General features: G+C 69.0%; 14 protein-coding genes and 1 pseudogene. 9 read left to right on the top strand and 6 right to left on the bottom strand.

Going from position 1 to position 14416, the window contains the following annotated elements; translation table 11 throughout:
- On the top strand, window positions 1–274 hold a 274-nt coding region (locus MFF64_RS35495; protein ID WP_238193736.1), incomplete at its 5' end, for an inorganic diphosphatase.
- A gap of 6 nt (window positions 275–280) precedes the next feature.
- On the opposite strand, the gene MFF64_RS35490 is transcribed toward MFF64_RS35495, so the two are convergent.
- The gene (locus tag MFF64_RS35490) at window positions 281–1384 is read right to left on the bottom strand and encodes a helix-turn-helix domain-containing protein (protein ID WP_238193735.1); all 1104 of its coding nucleotides are present in this window, start codon (window positions 1382–1384) and stop codon (window positions 281–283) included.
- A gap of 233 nt (window positions 1385–1617) precedes the next feature.
- Here MFF64_RS35490 and MFF64_RS35485 point away from each other — a divergent pair, with 233 nt between their 5' ends.
- From MFF64_RS35485 to MFF64_RS35455, 7 genes are all read left to right on the top strand, one after another.
- On the top strand, window positions 1618–1791 hold the full coding sequence (locus tag MFF64_RS35485; protein ID WP_238193734.1) for a hypothetical protein: 174 nt from the start codon (window positions 1618–1620) through the stop codon (window positions 1789–1791).
- 69 nt (window positions 1792–1860) lie between these two features.
- Window positions 1861–2991 carry an anti-phage 6A-MBL system MBL-fold protein gene (gene mblB, locus MFF64_RS35480; protein ID WP_238193733.1) on the top strand — a complete coding sequence of 377 codons (1131 nt, stop codon included), beginning with the start codon at window positions 1861–1863 and terminating at the stop codon, window positions 2989–2991.
- An 82-nt stretch (window positions 2992–3073) separates the two neighbouring features.
- A complete protein-coding gene (gene cap2-3, locus MFF64_RS35475; protein WP_238193732.1) occupies window positions 3074–5311 on the top strand; it encodes an anti-phage 6A-MBL system cap2_3 protein in 2238 nt (745 codons plus the stop codon).
- Window positions 5308–6099 carry a hypothetical protein gene (locus MFF64_RS35470; protein ID WP_238193731.1) on the top strand — a complete coding sequence of 264 codons (792 nt, stop codon included), beginning with the start codon at window positions 5308–5310 and terminating at the stop codon, window positions 6097–6099. The genes cap2-3 and MFF64_RS35470 overlap by 4 nt, the downstream gene beginning before the upstream one ends.
- A gap of 196 nt (window positions 6100–6295) precedes the next feature.
- Window positions 6296–6745, top strand: coding sequence for a LysR substrate-binding domain-containing protein (locus tag MFF64_RS35465; RefSeq protein WP_238193730.1), 450 nt, complete (start codon window positions 6296–6298; stop codon window positions 6743–6745).
- Window positions 6746–6824: 79 nt separating this feature from the next.
- Complete coding sequence (locus tag MFF64_RS35460; RefSeq protein WP_099900021.1) at window positions 6825–7712, top strand: LysR family transcriptional regulator; 888 nt, start codon at window positions 6825–6827, stop codon at window positions 7710–7712.
- A 26-nt stretch (window positions 7713–7738) separates the two neighbouring features.
- Window positions 7739–8068, top strand: coding sequence for a YidH family protein (locus MFF64_RS35455; protein ID WP_238193729.1), 330 nt, complete (start codon window positions 7739–7741; stop codon window positions 8066–8068).
- Between the two features lie 14 nt (window positions 8069–8082).
- Here MFF64_RS35455 and MFF64_RS35450 read toward each other — a convergent pair.
- The 5 genes and pseudogenes from MFF64_RS35450 to MFF64_RS35430 form a co-directional block, all read right to left on the bottom strand.
- Window positions 8083–9164, bottom strand: a pseudogene (locus MFF64_RS35450) (molybdopterin-dependent oxidoreductase).
- Between the two features lie 105 nt (window positions 9165–9269).
- The gene (locus MFF64_RS35445) at window positions 9270–9623 is read right to left on the bottom strand and encodes a c-type cytochrome (RefSeq protein ID WP_099900025.1); all 354 of its coding nucleotides are present in this window, start codon (window positions 9621–9623) and stop codon (window positions 9270–9272) included.
- Window positions 9624–9633: 10 nt separating this feature from the next.
- On the bottom strand, window positions 9634–10851 hold the full coding sequence (locus tag MFF64_RS35440) for a molybdopterin-dependent oxidoreductase (protein ID WP_099900027.1): 1218 nt from the start codon (window positions 10849–10851) through the stop codon (window positions 9634–9636).
- Between the two features lie 167 nt (window positions 10852–11018).
- A complete protein-coding gene (locus tag MFF64_RS35435) occupies window positions 11019–12101 on the bottom strand; it encodes a YeiH family protein (RefSeq protein WP_099900029.1) in 1083 nt (360 codons plus the stop codon).
- 87 nt (window positions 12102–12188) lie between these two features.
- The gene (locus MFF64_RS35430; protein WP_238193728.1) at window positions 12189–12449 is read right to left on the bottom strand and encodes a hypothetical protein; all 261 of its coding nucleotides are present in this window, start codon (window positions 12447–12449) and stop codon (window positions 12189–12191) included.
- A 1064-nt stretch (window positions 12450–13513) separates the two neighbouring features.
- On the opposite strand from MFF64_RS35430, the gene MFF64_RS35425 reads away from it, so the two are divergent.
- Window positions 13514–14056 (top strand): hypothetical protein, encoded by a 543-nt coding sequence (locus MFF64_RS35425; protein WP_238193727.1) that lies wholly within the window; start codon window positions 13514–13516, stop codon window positions 14054–14056.
- Window positions 14057–14416 lie beyond the last annotated feature (360 nt).

Below are 14416 nucleotides of genomic sequence, written 5' to 3'. Positions count from 1 at the left end.
GGCCGAGCAGCGGGAGCGCGACGGCACCTGGGAGCGCAACGACCGGCTGATCGGCGTGGCGGTGAAGGCCAGGACCCACGCGCACATCCATGCGCTCGACGACCTGCGCCCAGGCATGCTGGACGAGGTCGAGGCGTTCTTCGGCCACTACAACCAGCTTGCCGGCAAGGATTTCAAGGTGCTCCGGCGCGGCGATGCCAAGGCGGCGACGACCCTGGTCCACCAAGGCGCCGAGGCGTTCGGGGGGAAGGCGACTGAACAGCGGCGGTCGTAGCCCAGGTCACATGTCGAACGGGCGGGTGATGCCGTGCGCCCCGAAGAGCTCGCCGAGCCCGTCGACGGAGACGTCGAGCAGCGCGGCGGCCCGGCGCACCGAAATGTGTCCCTGCAGGATGGCGGTCGCCATGACGTCCATGAACGGCCGACCGAACCTCAAGGGGATCTCGCGGTCCTCTGAGACCAGGCCGCCGTTGTTGACGAGGAGATCGTCGTCGTAGGCGCGTGCCGTTCCCCGGTCTATCCGGCCGAGGTCGACCAGCCGCCACTTGAGCGCCTTCGCCGAAACGCCGAGACCCGTCGCCGTGGCGTTGAGCCAGGCGGGGTCGGTCGCGTCACCGGTTATGCTCCGGAGGAGCCAAGACGGCATCAGGAGCGCCGAGGCGAACTTTTCGGCCATGGTCTCGACGCGCTTCTGAAGCTTGCCGCTGCCCTCGCCGTCGTCGAGCCGCTCCGGCGGCATCGCATCCCACGTGAGGATGTGGAAGAGCTCGTGCGCCAGGTCATAGCTGCGCCGGCCCGGGATCTCGTTCCGGTTGACCAGCACCGCGCCCAGGTTCCGCACCAGGCAGGCGGCGCCGGAGATGCCGTCTCCGGCGTCGACCATGAGGACCAGGATCGACATCCGGTCGTACATGGCCTGCGCGAGGTCCCGCGAGGGCACGGGACCGAGTTCGAGGAACCGGGCGACCGCCTCGCCGGCGTCCGTCGCGTCCTCGTAGCTGCTCGCGCGCGTCAGGTTCAAACGGTGCACGATGGGCGAGACCGGGTTTCCCGTCATGGCGCGGAGCTCCCGGTAGGCGCCGATCCACTCGCCCGCCTGCCGCTCGAATGCGTCGAGGTCGGAAACGGGCGTGTCCGCATCCCGCCGCCACGAGAACCGGGCCTCCCCCGCGATGAGGAACGGGTTGGTGAAGAAATCCAGCGGTACGTCGAACTCGCGCACCGCGGCGACGAGTTCCTCGGCCGTGAGCCTGCGCTGGCCGGACTCGATTTGCTGCAGCGTCTGCCGGTTGTCGAAGCCGAAGATGCGGGAAAGCTCCTCCTGCGAGAGGCCGCGCCGCTCGCGGAGTGCCTTCAGCCGTAGGCCGGTCGGTACGGACGCCATTTGTTCTCCTCCAAGGCGGAGATTCCTTGCAAAAGGCAAATTTGCAAGATACTAACGCAACTCACGAGGTTGCCTGCGTACTCGAACGACGAACGCTCGGCCGCGACCTCGGACCGGGGGCTTAGCACCAGCGCCACCCGGCCGTCCCGGCGCCATCGGCCCCGGCCCACGGACGAGCGCTGGGGCATCCCGGGCCGCGCCACCTTGGCGCGGGCCCCGATACGGGCATCGACATGGCAACCAACCCTCCCTCCGGCGACGGCCATCGCAACGGCATGGTCCGCGACCGCTCCCAGGTCCACAACCCGGTCACCCAGACTTGGACCAAGCGGGACACGGATACCGGCCGCTTCATGGACGGCAAGAAGGACGGCACCCCCTTCAAGGGCGTGCGCAAGGAGCGCTGAGGCGCGGCGAACCCCGGCGAGACCGTACTTGGTGGCGCGCTATCCCGGTAGCGGCGCCGGAGACCTGGCATGACGGCGAACACAGTTCATTTCCGCGTCGGCAACGGCGACATGCACCTCGTCGAGATGGAGGGCGGCCGCAAGCTCCTGATCGACATCAACGCCCGGCAGCCCGGACCCGACGTCCCTGACGTCATCGCCCAGCTGCGCAAACGGCTGCAGCGGGACATCCACGGCCGGCTCTGCATCGACGGGTTCCTCCTGACCCATCCCGACCAGGACCATTGTCGCGGCCTGCGGGAGCACTTCCACCTCGGGCCGCCGGAGACGTGGTCGAAGGCGCTGGACAAGATCGTCATCCGCGAGATGTGGTCGAGCCCCATCGTCTTCAGGCGTGCGGGGCGCGATCACGCCCTCTGCGACGACGCCGATGCGTGGGCTTGCGAGGCGCGCCGCCGAGTACGCCGGTACCGCGAGCGGGGGGTCGGCACGGACGGCGAGCGCATCATCATCCTGGGGGAGGACGTCGACGGCAAGACCGACGACCTCCGTCAGATCCTCGTGAAGGCCGACGAGGAGTTCTCGACGATCTGCGGCGTGCCCGGCCAGTTCAAGGGGCGGCTCATCGCCCCGATGCCGGCCTCGGACGACGACGAGGACGAGTTCCTAAGCAAGAACAACTCCAGCGTCATCCTCGGCCTGGCCCTCCAGGCGGACGGCTATGCGGACGCGTCCCGGTTCCTGTTCGGCGGAGACGCGGAGGTCGGCATCTGGGAGAAGGTCTGGAACCGGAACAAGTCCCGGAAGCACGTCCTGGAATACGACGTCCTCGTGGCCCCCCACCATTGCAGTTGGCACTCGCTCTCCTGGGACAGCTGGTCCGATTACGGCGAGGACGCCGAGGTAAGCGCGGATGCCCGCGACGCCCTTGGGCAAGCGCGGTCCGGGGCGGAGGTCCTGGCGAGCAGCAAGCCGATCAAGGACGACGACATCGACCCGCCCTGCATCCGCGCCAAGCGGGAATACAAGGCCATCGTCGCCCCGCACGGCGGCACCTTCACCTGCGTCGCCGACCGTTCCGGCACCGACCCTTACGAGATCGAGGTGACCTATGCGGGGCACAAGCCGAAACGCCCGACGGTCCCTGCGGCGGTCGCGGTGGCGACCGGAATCGGAGCGGCCCCCCTCCCGCACGGCTGAGGCGGTCCCGGTCGATCCGGCGCCCCCGGCGATGCCGCGGGCCGTCGCCCGGGCTCTCCGCCTGATCGGGTTGCACCCGTCCGTGCGCGGCGTCGAGAGTCATGTCGACACCGGCACCGGCGCGACCATGGCGACCGTGCAGATCGACGCCAACCTACCGGCACGGTGGCGGGTCCGGGGCCATTCCGACAACGGCGTCCGGGCCGTCGAGCCGGTCACGATGGCGTTCTGGCCGGAGTATCCGTCGCGCGAGCCCTACATCGTCCTGCGCGAGGACTTCGACCGGAGCCACCCTCACCTGCAGCCCAGGGGACCAAACTTCCGACCCGAGCCCTGCCTCGTGTTTGGCTCGGTGCGCGAACTCCTGCAATCGCGCGGCGTCATCGGGCTGGTCGACCAGCTCGCGGAGTGGGTCGAGCGGGCCGCACTGGTTCGCCTCAATGACCCTGCCGGCGGGTGGGAGGTCACGAGGCGCGATGGCGTGCACGACGTGGTCGTGCTCGGCGCCGACTGGCTTCGCTCGCTCCCGAACCGGGACGCGGGATGCGACGGCTACGGGTTCGGCTACGCGGCCATCCGCGAGGATGGAGGCCCCGAGACCTACCGGGCGCTCCTGTCCGACATCCGGCACAGCCTGTCGCAACGCGACTGCGCATGGCAGGTGGAGTTGGTTCCGAACGAGGGGCGTTACGGGTTCGGCCTCGCGCTCGTGGCATGGTCCGGCCGGACCGCGTCCGGCGAGCCGTTCATCGCCGGGCGCTACTTGCCGGAAACCGTCGTCGACATGGCATCACTGCACGCCCGCGCGGAGGCACTGGGCTGCGGCGAGCCCCTCCGGGCCAAGCTCGGCCTGCTGGAAGGGCGTCTGCGGAATAGGCGCTTCAAGCACCCGCAGCCCTGCGTGGTCATCCTGCTCGCGCGCCGGCCGTTCGATCTCGTCGGGAGCAACTCCCCCATCGAGATCTGCCCATACGTCATCGAACTCCAGGGCAACGACGAACTCGGGCCGGGAAGCGCAAAGCCCGTCCGGCTCGCGGCGGCGCATGAGCAAGTCACGCCAAGCCTGATGCGAACCGCCTCGGGCGGGGACGCGACCGGATCGGCCCGATGGACCCTGCTCGGCTGCGGCAGCGTGGGGTCGAAGATCGCGACGCACATGATGCGCTGTGGCCGAGGTCCGACCCGGTTCGTCGACTCCGCGCCGATGAGGCCGCACAACTTCGCACGGCACGCCCTCTTCCCGGCGGGCAATTGGGAACAGCACCAGGGCGGCGGGAAAGCCTCGCTCCTGGCCGAGAGCCTGATAGGGTTCTCCGATGGGCTGTCCGCGCTCACCGCGGACGTCGCGATTGCCGCGACCGACCCCGTCAAGGCCGCGAACGTATTCGGCCCCGACGCCGACTTCGTCGTGAACGCCACCGGCTCCCTCGCGGTGCGGGAGTCCCTCTCGTTGCCACATGCCGCCTCGCGGAGGCCGAGATGCGTCGAGACCTGCCTGCTTGGCGCGGGGCGGGTGGCTTACATGGCCGTCGAGGGACCCTCCGCCAACCCGTCGTGCGCGGACCTTGCCGCCGAGGCGTACAGGTTGCTCGGCAGCGACGACGCTGTTGCCGCAGCGGTGTTCGGGCCAGAGGCGGCCGCGGCCAGCATCTCCATCGGGCAGGGTTGCTCGTCGTTGACCTTCCCGATGACCGACGCGCATTTGTCGGCGATGACGGCGCCGATGGCGGTGGCGCTCGGCAGGTTGCATGCCGGCGGCTTGCCCGGGGACCGCGGCGAGATCCTGATTGGGATCGGGGCGGACGATGGCCTGGGGCAGAGCTGGACCCGGCACGAGATCCTACCCTGTATCGAGGTGGCGGCCGCCTCCGAGCGCGGACCCGGCATCCGCGTCAGTACGCGGGTCGATGCCCTCATCGCCCGCGAGGTGGCCTCCCAGCCGGGCAGCGAGACCGGGGGAATCGTCGTCGGCCGCTACTCGGAGGTGACCGACACCTTCCACGTCGTGGACGTCCTGCCCGCGCCGCCGGACAGCCGGTTCTCGGCCGAGGAGTTCGTTCTCGGGGTCGAGGGGCTGGCCGACCTCATCGACGGATTGATCGAGCGTAACGGCGGCGCCCTCTACCCGCTCGGCACCTGGCACAACCACCTCGTCACCAGCGGCCCGTCCTCCAAGGACGTCGCCACGGCCCTCAAGCTCGCGACCGAGCAGGCGTTCCCGCTGCTGATGCTGATCCACACGCCCGGCGGCTACCAGTCCCTGACCACGGAAGTCGTCGCCGGCCCAAAGACCGGCGTCCCCCTCGAAGAGGCCGCATGATGGTCCACCTCGACCGTTACATCCTGAACGCGCGCGTCTTGCCAATGCTCGTGGTCACCCTCCCTCTCGTCTTAGCGGCCTATCCGTGGCTGCCGGCGGAGGCGTTCGCGAAAGACGGGTTGTGGACCACGGCGGCCAAGTGGGCGACGACCGGGGCGAGCTCCGCCTTTCTCGCGACTGTCCTGTCGTTCGTGCCGCGCGCGTTCGGCACCCGGTTGGAGGAGCGGCTCTGGCGGGAGTGGGGCGGCGCACCCGCCACCGCCTACCTACGCTACGCGCATCCGGAGCTCGACGAGCGCCAGACGGCGGCGCTGCACGCCAAGATCGCGAAGATCGACCCCAGCCTCCACGTCCCCTCGAAGGCGGGGGAGGAGGACGACCCGGCCGCAGCGGACCAATGCTACGAAAGCATGGTGCGGATGCTGCGCGCCCGGACCTGGGGGCCGAAGAACTATCCCATGCTGTTCGACGAGAACCTGAGCTACGGATTCCGACGCAACCTGCTGGGCATCAGGACCATCGGCATCCTCGCCTGCCTTATCGGAATGGGGTCGGGTGCGGCGGCCATCTGGCAGGGGCACACCGCCTGGCCCGTGATCGCCATCGCCGCTGTCGTCGGGGCCTTCGTCCTGGCGAACACGCCAGGCGACGTTCGGCGCCAGGCCGAGAGATATGCCCGGCGCCTGTTCATGACCGTGGATCTGTTGAAGCCGGCCCCGAAGGCGAAAGCCTCCGGGACGGCGACCAGCAAGAAGGCCTTACAGGAGCCCCCTGCGAAGCCGGCCTAGCGAGCATCCGACGAACCCTGTCCGGCATTCCGCCCGGGGAGCGAGCCTGACGGCATTCGGTGCGGCATCGCGGACGTGGCATGGAGAGACACGATGAACGGACAGACACCGGCAGCTTCACCCGAGCGGCGGCCGAGATGGGCTCTCGGCCTCCGCCCTCAGCCACGCGATGCGGGCGCTGGAGGAGCGGTACGGCGTGCGGCTCCTCGCGCTCGATGAGGTCGCCCGGGGCCTCGACGCGCTGGCCGACTGGCGAGGCAAGCCGTCGGGCAGCTTGCGCCTGACGACGTTCCCCTACGCAGCACGGGCCATCCGCGAACCGAGACTGCCCCGCTTCCTCATCGACCACCCGGCCGTCTCGGTGGAGGTGATCGTCGACGACCGGCTGACCGACCTCGTGGCGGCGGGGTTCGACGCCGGCAGCCGGTTCAGCGAGTCGGTCGAGCGGGACATGGTGGCAGTGCGCGTCGGGCCCGACCTGCGCAAGGTGGTGGTCGCGATCCCGGATTACTTCGCGCGCCACCCGCGATTGGATATGCCGGCAGACCTGGAGACGCATCGCTGCTTGAACTACCGCTTGGTCGGCGAAGGCGGCCTGCTGCCGTGGGAGTTCGCCCGCGACGGCCGGGAGAGCGGGCCGCGGTGAGGCGGGGCCACGCTCGGCCGAGTGAATGGGCAGGGGGAGCGAGCATGACGAAACGCGTGCCGGGGACGTCCGAACGGCCATGACCCTCGACCAGCTGCGCATCTTCGTGGCGGTGGCCGAGCGCCAGCATGTCACCCGGGCCGCCGAGGCGCTCAACCTCGTCCAGTCGGCGGTCAGCGCGGCCATCGCCGCCCTGGAGGGCCGGCACGCCGTCAAGCTGTTCCACCGGGTCGGGCGGGGCATCGAGCTGACCGAGGCCGGCCGCCTGTTCCTCTTGGAGGCGCGCGCGGTACTCGCCCGCGCCGAGGCGGCCGAGCAGGTGCTCGCCGACCTGAGCGGCCTGCGCCGCGGCACCCTCACCATCCGGGCGAGCCAGACCATCGCCGGCCATTGGCTGCCCCGCCACCTCGTCGCGTTCCGGGCTGCCTATCCGGACCTCGTCCTGCGGCTCGGCATCGGCAACACCGCGCAGGCCGCCGAAGCGGTTCGCTCGGGAGTGGCGGAGCTCGGCTTCGTGGAAGGTGCCGTCGAGGATGACGGCCTCGCGAGCCTTCCGGTCGCGGAGGATCGGCTCGTCCTCGTGGTCCGGCCCGGGCACGAACTGGCCAGCTGCCGGCAGCCGGGTCCCACGGACCTCGCTGCGGCGGCTTGGGTGCTGCGCGAGCCCGGATCCGGGACGCGCTCGGCCCTCGAATCTGCCGTCGCGGCCGCCGGCCTCGCGCCCGACGCGCTCACCGTGGCGTTGGAACTGCCCTCGAACGAGGCGGTGCTCGCCGCCGTCGCGGCGGGGGCCGGCGCGAGCGTCCTGTCGGAGGCCGTGGTCGCCCCCTCCTTGCGGACCGGGACGCTCGTCGCCGTGCCTCTCGGTCTGCCAGCGCGCACCTTCCGGGTCCTGCGCCACAAGGAGCGATATCGCAGCCGAGCCGCGGACGCCTTGCTCGACCTGATCACGGGGGCCGAACCGTGAGCAACGTAGACCCCGACGATCCGCGCGTGCGGCTCGCGGAGGACCGGACGGTGCTCGCCGCGGAACGCACCTACGCCGCGTGGCTTCGCACCGGGCTCGCGTTCCTGAGCGTCGGTTTGGCCGCGCAACGCTTCCTGTCGGAAGTGCTGCCCGGCTGGGCGCTGCGGATCATGGCCCTGGCGCTCGTCGCCTGCGCATTCGGATGTTTTTGTGCGGCGGCTTGGCGCGATCACGCCGTGAGGCGATCCCTCGCGTCGGCACCGATGCGGATGATACCCCGTGCCCTGACCCTCGGCATCGCGCTCCTGCTCTCCAGAGTGGCGAGCCTTGCGGCCGTGACGCTGTGGCAGGTCTGAGTACCTCCCGGCGCTCACTCCACGGTCACGCGCACGCGGTGCCACGCGGCGCTGAGGTAGCCTTTGTAGTTCCAGGTGTCGTCCGGCAGCGCAGGCTGGGTTTGCCCGGCCTCGTCCCAGGCGCGCACCGCCAGCTCATGCTCGCCCGGGGGGAGATTGAGGTCGATCGTCCAGAACGTCCAGGCGAAGTGTGCCTGCGCATCGTGCTCAAGCGCCGCCTGCGCCCAGGTCCGCCCGCCATCACCCGAGACGTCGACACGCACGACGGCGCGATCACCCGATGCCGCGTAGCCGCGGACCGTGTTGACCCGGCCGCCAGCGGTGCCCCGCGCGCAGGCTCGCAGATCACTGCGTTCAGCGGCATCGTGTTGATGGTGTGACCCAGGGCGGGGTCGGCCGTCTCCGCCGTCACATCGGGCGGGAACAGCTTGTAATCTTCGGCCTGGATCGGGTTGTCCGACGGGTGGTCCTGCACCGTGATGCGCTTCAGCCATTTCGGGCTGCGCACCCCGGCGAAGCCCGGCACGACGGCGCGCAGCGGGAAGCCGTGCCCCGGCAGCAGCGGCGCGCCGTTCATCGCGAAGGCCAGCAGGGTCCCGGGCGCGAGCGCCTTGGCCAGCGGGATCGAGGCTCCGTAAGGCCGACCCTCGACAAGGTCGTAGCTCTCGAAGGCGACATGCAGGTCCGCGCCCTCGGCGATCCCGGCCTCGCGCAGCACGTCGCCCAACCGGACCCCGGTCCAGTCGGCCGTGCCGATCGCGCCGCCGTCCCACGGGTCGCCGGAGACCGGCGCCACAGCCCACATGTCCGCGCGGCGGTTGCCCGCGCACTGCATCGTCGCCGTCACGGTGACCTCGGCATAGCGCGACCGCAGGCCGTCCAGCGACAACTCCAGCGCCGTCGGGATCGCGCCGCCGAGGTGGAGGCGGTAGGCGTCCGCATCGATCTCCGGCAGGTCGCCGTACGAGCGCACGTAGAAGTCGTCGGCCGCCGTGAGGTAGGAGGAGGCCCACAGCCGCGCGAGGGGCGGCTCAGCATTGTAAGGCGCCTCCCCGTGGACGATCAGGCGGGCCTTGCGCTCGGCCAAGCTCGACATGCGGGTCTCCAGGCTGATGGATCGCGGACAACGTGCCGGGACCGGACCGGTCCCGGCGTGCTCCCCCGGCTTCGTCGTTGCGACGGCGGGCCGGGCACGGCACCGTCAGGGCTGTGGCTTCATCGCCGCGAGGTAGTCGACGATAGCTTTCACGTCAGCCTCGTCGATCGGTGCCTTGTAGACGTGGACCATCTTGTTGACGGTCTCGGTCCACTGCGCCTTCGACAGCTTCGGCTGGGTCAGCACCATCCCGGCCGAATGGCAGGCAAGGCAGTTGTTATTGGCCGCCTCCGCCCCGGGGCCTTCCGGGAAGAACCGGTCGGAGGTGGGCAGCTCGACCTGCTGCGAGGTGAAGCGCATCGGCTCAGCCGCCTCGGCGGCGAATGTCGGGGCGGACGCCAGCGCGAGCGCGGCGAGGAGGAGCGCGGTACGGGATACGGCGGTGGGGGACGTGACCATGCTCTCTCCCTCAGGCGACGTGAAGCGACACGGTCTCGACGCCGTTCTGCATGAACCCGGCCCCGTTCCAGACTCGATCCATCGGCTGGGCCCGACCATTCGTATTGGTGCAGCGAACCTTGATCGCGTGGGTGCCGGCCGCAAAGGCCGGCAGATCGCCCTCGAACCGCCGGAAGCTGTAGGGGCCCTCGTCGGCTCCGAGCTTCGCCGGGGACCACGTCCCGCCACCGTCGGTGGAGATCTCCACCGTCTTGAGCCCGCTATCGCCCCCGAAGGCGATGCCGCGAACCGCCACCGGGGAACCAGCCATCGCCTGTGCGCCGTCGCGCAGGTTGGTGACGAAGGCGCGCGGGACCATGCGGTTGATCGGCATCGTCTTGTATCCGGTCTGACCGGGCTTGATGGTCGCCCCCGGCACGTCCGGGATGCGGTAGGCGGTCTTCATCCAGTACTGGTCGTCCGGCTTGTCCAGCACCTCGATGTCGGACAGCATCTTGACCCAGTAGGTTGAGTACCAACCCGGAACCACGAGGCGCAGCGGGAAGCCGTTGAGCAGCGGCAGCTGCTCGCCGTTCATCGCGTAGGCCAGCATGACCTCGCCGTTGCGGGCATGGTCGAGGTCGAGCGACTTCTTGAAGTCGGGCGCGTCGTCCACGACCGGTTCGTCGAGGCCGCTGAAGCGGACCTGCACGGCCCCAGCCTTTACCCCGGCGCGGTCGAGCACGTCCTTCAGGCGCACGCCCGTCCAGCGCGCATTGCCCATCGAGCCGTTGGCCCACTGCGCTCCCGGCACCCGCGGCTCGAACAGGCTGCGGGAATTGCCCGAACACTGGTTGACGGCGGCGATCTCGAAACGCGGCAGCCGGGCGAGCTCGTCGAGCGACAGCGCCAGCTCCCTGTCGACATGGCCACGCACCTTCAGCCGATAGGCGTTCGCGTCGACCTCGGTGGGGATCGAGGCCCAGTGCCAGCGCACGTAGAAGCGGTCGTTGGGGGTGAACACGCCCTGGTCGAACACCTCGAACGGCGTCTCCAGGAGCGGCGGGCGCGTCCGCTGCAGGATCATCGGCCCCTTGCCGGGGAAGACCGTTGTTAGGTCACGCAGGTCGGGGCCACCGGGCAGCGGGAGCTTGACCGAGCCGGCAGCCCAGGCCGGCACCGCGGCCGCGAGACTACCGAGGCCGAGACCGGCGAGCAGGGCGCGGCGGGGAATGGCAGGATGGCTCAAGGGTGTTCCTCCAGGTCCGGGGAGAGCGTCTCGGGCTCTCCCCTTGGGAGATGAAAAGTATCTTCCAAGAAATAGGGCTTCCAACGGAAAGTCCTACTCGTTTCGATCGATTGGATAGATCGTTTCCATCCGGTGGGCCGGGGAACAGTCGCTCCGAGGAAGCTGGGTCAGGCGATGCCGAGGATATGGATCAGGCAGAGGCTGACGGCGGTTAGGGCGAGTAGGGAGGCGACCACCGCCAGCGTGACCCGCAGGCCCGCGCCGGCGACGCTGCGCACGTCGACCCCGAGCCCGAGCGCGGCCATCGACACGATGGTGAGCACGTTGGCGGTCGCGGCGATCGACGGCAGGGCTGCCTGCGGAATCAGCCCGCCCGAGCGCAGGCCGGCCATGGCCAGGAACGCCAGGATGAACCATGGCACGAGGCGGTGGATCGCGACGCGGTCGGGCTTCGGACGCTCGCCCGCGGTGACCTGAGGCGGGGCCTCGTCCGTCTCCTCACGCAACCGGCTCGCGCCGAGGGAGAGCGCCAACACCACCGGGCCGAGCATCAGTACCCGGACCAGCTTGACCAGGGTACCGACTTGGACGCTCAGCGCCGCCACCGGCGCCGTCGCGGCGAGCACCTGCGGCACGGCGTAGACGGTGAGGCCGGCTAGCACGCCGTACTGCATCGGCGACAGACCGAGGAGCGGCACGAGCAGGGGCAGGCCGAGCACGACCAGCACCCCAAGCACTGCCGTGAAGGCGATGGAGGAGGCGACGTCCTCGCCGTCCGCGCCGATCACCGGGGCGGTCGCGGCGATCGCCGAGTTGCCGCAGATCGAGTTGCCGCAGGCGACGAGGATCGCCAGCCGGGGGTGCAGCCCTAGGGCGCGGCCGATGCCGTAGCTCGCCGCGATCGCCGCCATCACCACTAAGGCGATGCCGACGAGAAGGCCGGGTCCGGCGGCCAGCAGCGTGGCGAGGCTGAGCGAGGCGCCGAGCAGGACGACGGCAATTTCGAGGATCGTCTTGGCCCCGAAGGCGATGCCGGGGAAGAAGCGCGCACCCGGCTTCCACGCGGTGCGCAAAGCCGTGCCGAGCACGATGGCGAGCACTAGGGCCTCGAGCCAGGCGCGGCCGAACAGGTGCTCCTCGGCCGATTCGAATGCGAGGGCGGCGCCGGTCACCGCGAGGCACAGGAGGAGGCCGGGCAAGATGCGGCGTAACGTGGCGAGAGGGAATGCGATGAGGGTCGCGGCGATCATAACGGTCTCGCGGGGTCGCTTGGATCTGTCCTGATTGTGCAGATCCGCGAGAATTCGATCCAACAGAACGTTACGATGATTTCATTCTTAATTTTCGATGATTTTGACCATGCCGATGACGATGCCGGTCGTCGGATGGAGAGCCGGTCCACGAAACTCCGAGCCCACAACCAAACTTTCCGGTGAACTGTCACGCCCCGCAGACGGCATGATCCGGCTACAGGAGCAGTTGCGAGCCAGCCTCGTTATCTCCATCGGCCGATCGTGTGCCTGCTGGCGGCGGTGATCCTCGTGATCCTTGCCTTCCTCGTGCCGTCGGCAGCCCATGCCCATGAGGGACACGCCCATCACGCCGGCCACGGTTTCGCGACGCCGATGCGGCCTGCCTCGGTGGCAGCGGCTCCGGCTGCGAGCCTTGCCGGGCATGTCACCCAGGTCAAAGCTCTGGCCTCTGCGAGACCGTGCTCCGGATCACCGCTGTAGCGCCCGTCCGGGACGATGGTTGCTGCCCCGGCCCCTGCTGGGTCTGCTGCTGCGGAACGATGGCCTGCTGTGCCGCCGGCATTCTGCCCCGCTCCGCACGACCACCGCTCCATGCCCGTGCACGGGATGGGCGCCGTAAAGCTGGACCCGAGGGACACGGCCCCCACCTGTGAGTTTAAGGCCGCCGACGCGGCGATGATGAAGGAGATGGACGCCGCCTATACCTCGAGGCTGTGTGAAAACTCAGGACCCGTAGAAGGATCTCCCCTCGCGCATCCTTGGCCGCGTCGTTTAGGGCATACCGACGCCGTCCCGGCCGCCTTCCAGGATGCTCAAATAGCGACAGCGCGGAAGAATGTTCTACAATCTCGGGGCGCGCTCGAGTTTTCACACAGCCTGCCTCATAAGCGGCTATTCCTGACGCAGCTCGTGAAAGGCTGCTTCGGGTCAGGAGTGTAGACCAGTGCAACCTTTGTGCGCCGCAGGCTGTGCCTGCCGAACTCCGAGAGGGTCCAGGCCGGCCAGGATGTTTTCCACAAGTATCACGGATCTGCAGACGCTCGCGCTGTAGGCCCCTGGTTGGCCTCTAGGGGGGTACGATGGTGCGGTCCTGAAGAATCTGGGAAATGCCGAAGGTGCGCCTCAGGGAGGGACGAATCCGACCTTCCCGGGCCACATGAACAAAGCGCCCTGGCGAACAGCCAACACCAGCGATGATGCCGTTCTCCCAACCAATTCGAGAGCTTCCACGCACAGAAGTGCGTGCATAATTACACACGTCCGGGATGCGAATTCGCCGGAGATTAGGTTTCTGAATTTTGAGCTGACAAAACATGGTTCAACAGCGAACTGATTTTTCGCAGGCGGCAATCCTCGTCCTGCAGATGGCTCTTGCGTGCGGTAGGCGGTCGTTCGACCCGGACCCAGGAGTGACGAGGACGTTCGACCTCGGACGAGATGCCCTGGATGCGGCCATCGAAGAGTTGAGAGCCGCCGCTTTGCTGAAAGCTGGCGACCTCGACGACGATATTGCCCTGACGGATAAGGGCTGGGACGCGGTCGACGAGCTTTGGCCGCACGGGCAACTCCCCGACGCGTCGGCAACTCGCGTCGTCATCGGGTCTTTCGACGGGCAGGACGAGTTTCCCGTCTACATGGCTGTGCCGGTCGTGGATCTTGCGACTGTCGTGCCCTTGGGCAGCGTTCTCGCCCGCGAGATCGCCGCAGCCAGCCTGACGTGCAGCGCTTGGCGGCTGCTCTGGCCACCGAGCGGCGAGCCTGCGAGCCGCAGCCTCGTGCGGGTGGACGAAGGTCAAGGAAGTGTCAGCGAGTGCCTGGGCGGCGCGGGCGAGGGCATGCCTATCCACGTGAGCTCCGGCATGTTCCTGTCGGTTGATCCTAGAGGCCGTTGCACGGAGATGCGGCGCTCGCCGGCGGAACTCGTCTTCCTCATCGCGATGGGTGCGGGCTGATGCGGCTCTGACGCGGGGGGCACGGCGCCGAACGGCATCGGCCGCCGCCGGGCCCCGACTCGGTCGGGGCAGGCACCTCGTAGACCGACAAACCCGTCGCGCGGCCTCAGCATGAGTAGCTGCAGGTCACCATTCGGTATGCCGCTGGGTTCTGATCCCGGGCGGCCCACCTATAACTCGTGGAACAGCGTCGCCGAGCAGTTCCTCCAGCCAACCAATCCGTTGCCCCCGCTCCAAGCAGCAGGTGAAGAACGCCCGCTGCTCGGCTCTCGTCAGCGCTACGAATGTAGTCGCAGCCCGGGTATTGGGCGCCGCCGGCGTACCAGCCGCGCGTGCGGCTGTAGGAGATCCAGGGCCGGC

The sequence above is a fragment of the Methylobacterium frigidaeris genome (assembly GCF_022179185.1).
Lineage (GTDB): Bacteria > Pseudomonadota > Alphaproteobacteria > Rhizobiales > Beijerinckiaceae > Methylobacterium > Methylobacterium frigidaeris.
This window is presented reverse-complemented; position numbering and strand designations above follow the sequence as displayed.

What these genes read in the sequence shown, in the direction of transcription:
- MFF64_RS35490 (WP_238193735.1), bottom strand. Translation starts at nt 1,384, where the DNA reads ATGGCGTCCGTACCGACCGGCCTACGGCTGAAGGCACTCCGCGAGCGG.
- MFF64_RS35485 (WP_238193734.1), top strand. Translation starts at nt 1,618, where the DNA reads ATGGCAACCAACCCTCCCTCCGGCGACGGCCATCGCAACGGCATGGTC.
- mblB (WP_238193733.1), top strand. Translation starts at nt 1,861, where the DNA reads ATGACGGCGAACACAGTTCATTTCCGCGTCGGCAACGGCGACATGCAC.
- MFF64_RS35470 (WP_238193731.1), top strand. Translation starts at nt 5,308, where the DNA reads ATGATGGTCCACCTCGACCGTTACATCCTGAACGCGCGCGTCTTGCCA.
- MFF64_RS35460 (WP_099900021.1), top strand. Translation starts at nt 6,825, where the DNA reads ATGACCCTCGACCAGCTGCGCATCTTCGTGGCGGTGGCCGAGCGCCAG.
- MFF64_RS35445 (WP_099900025.1), bottom strand. Translation starts at nt 9,623, where the DNA reads ATGGTCACGTCCCCCACCGCCGTATCCCGTACCGCGCTCCTCCTCGCC.
- MFF64_RS35435 (WP_099900029.1), bottom strand. Translation starts at nt 12,101, where the DNA reads ATGATCGCCGCGACCCTCATCGCATTCCCTCTCGCCACGTTACGCCGC.
- MFF64_RS35430 (WP_238193728.1), bottom strand. Translation starts at nt 12,449, where the DNA reads ATGGGCGTGTCCCTCATGGGCATGGGCTGCCGACGGCACGAGGAAGGC.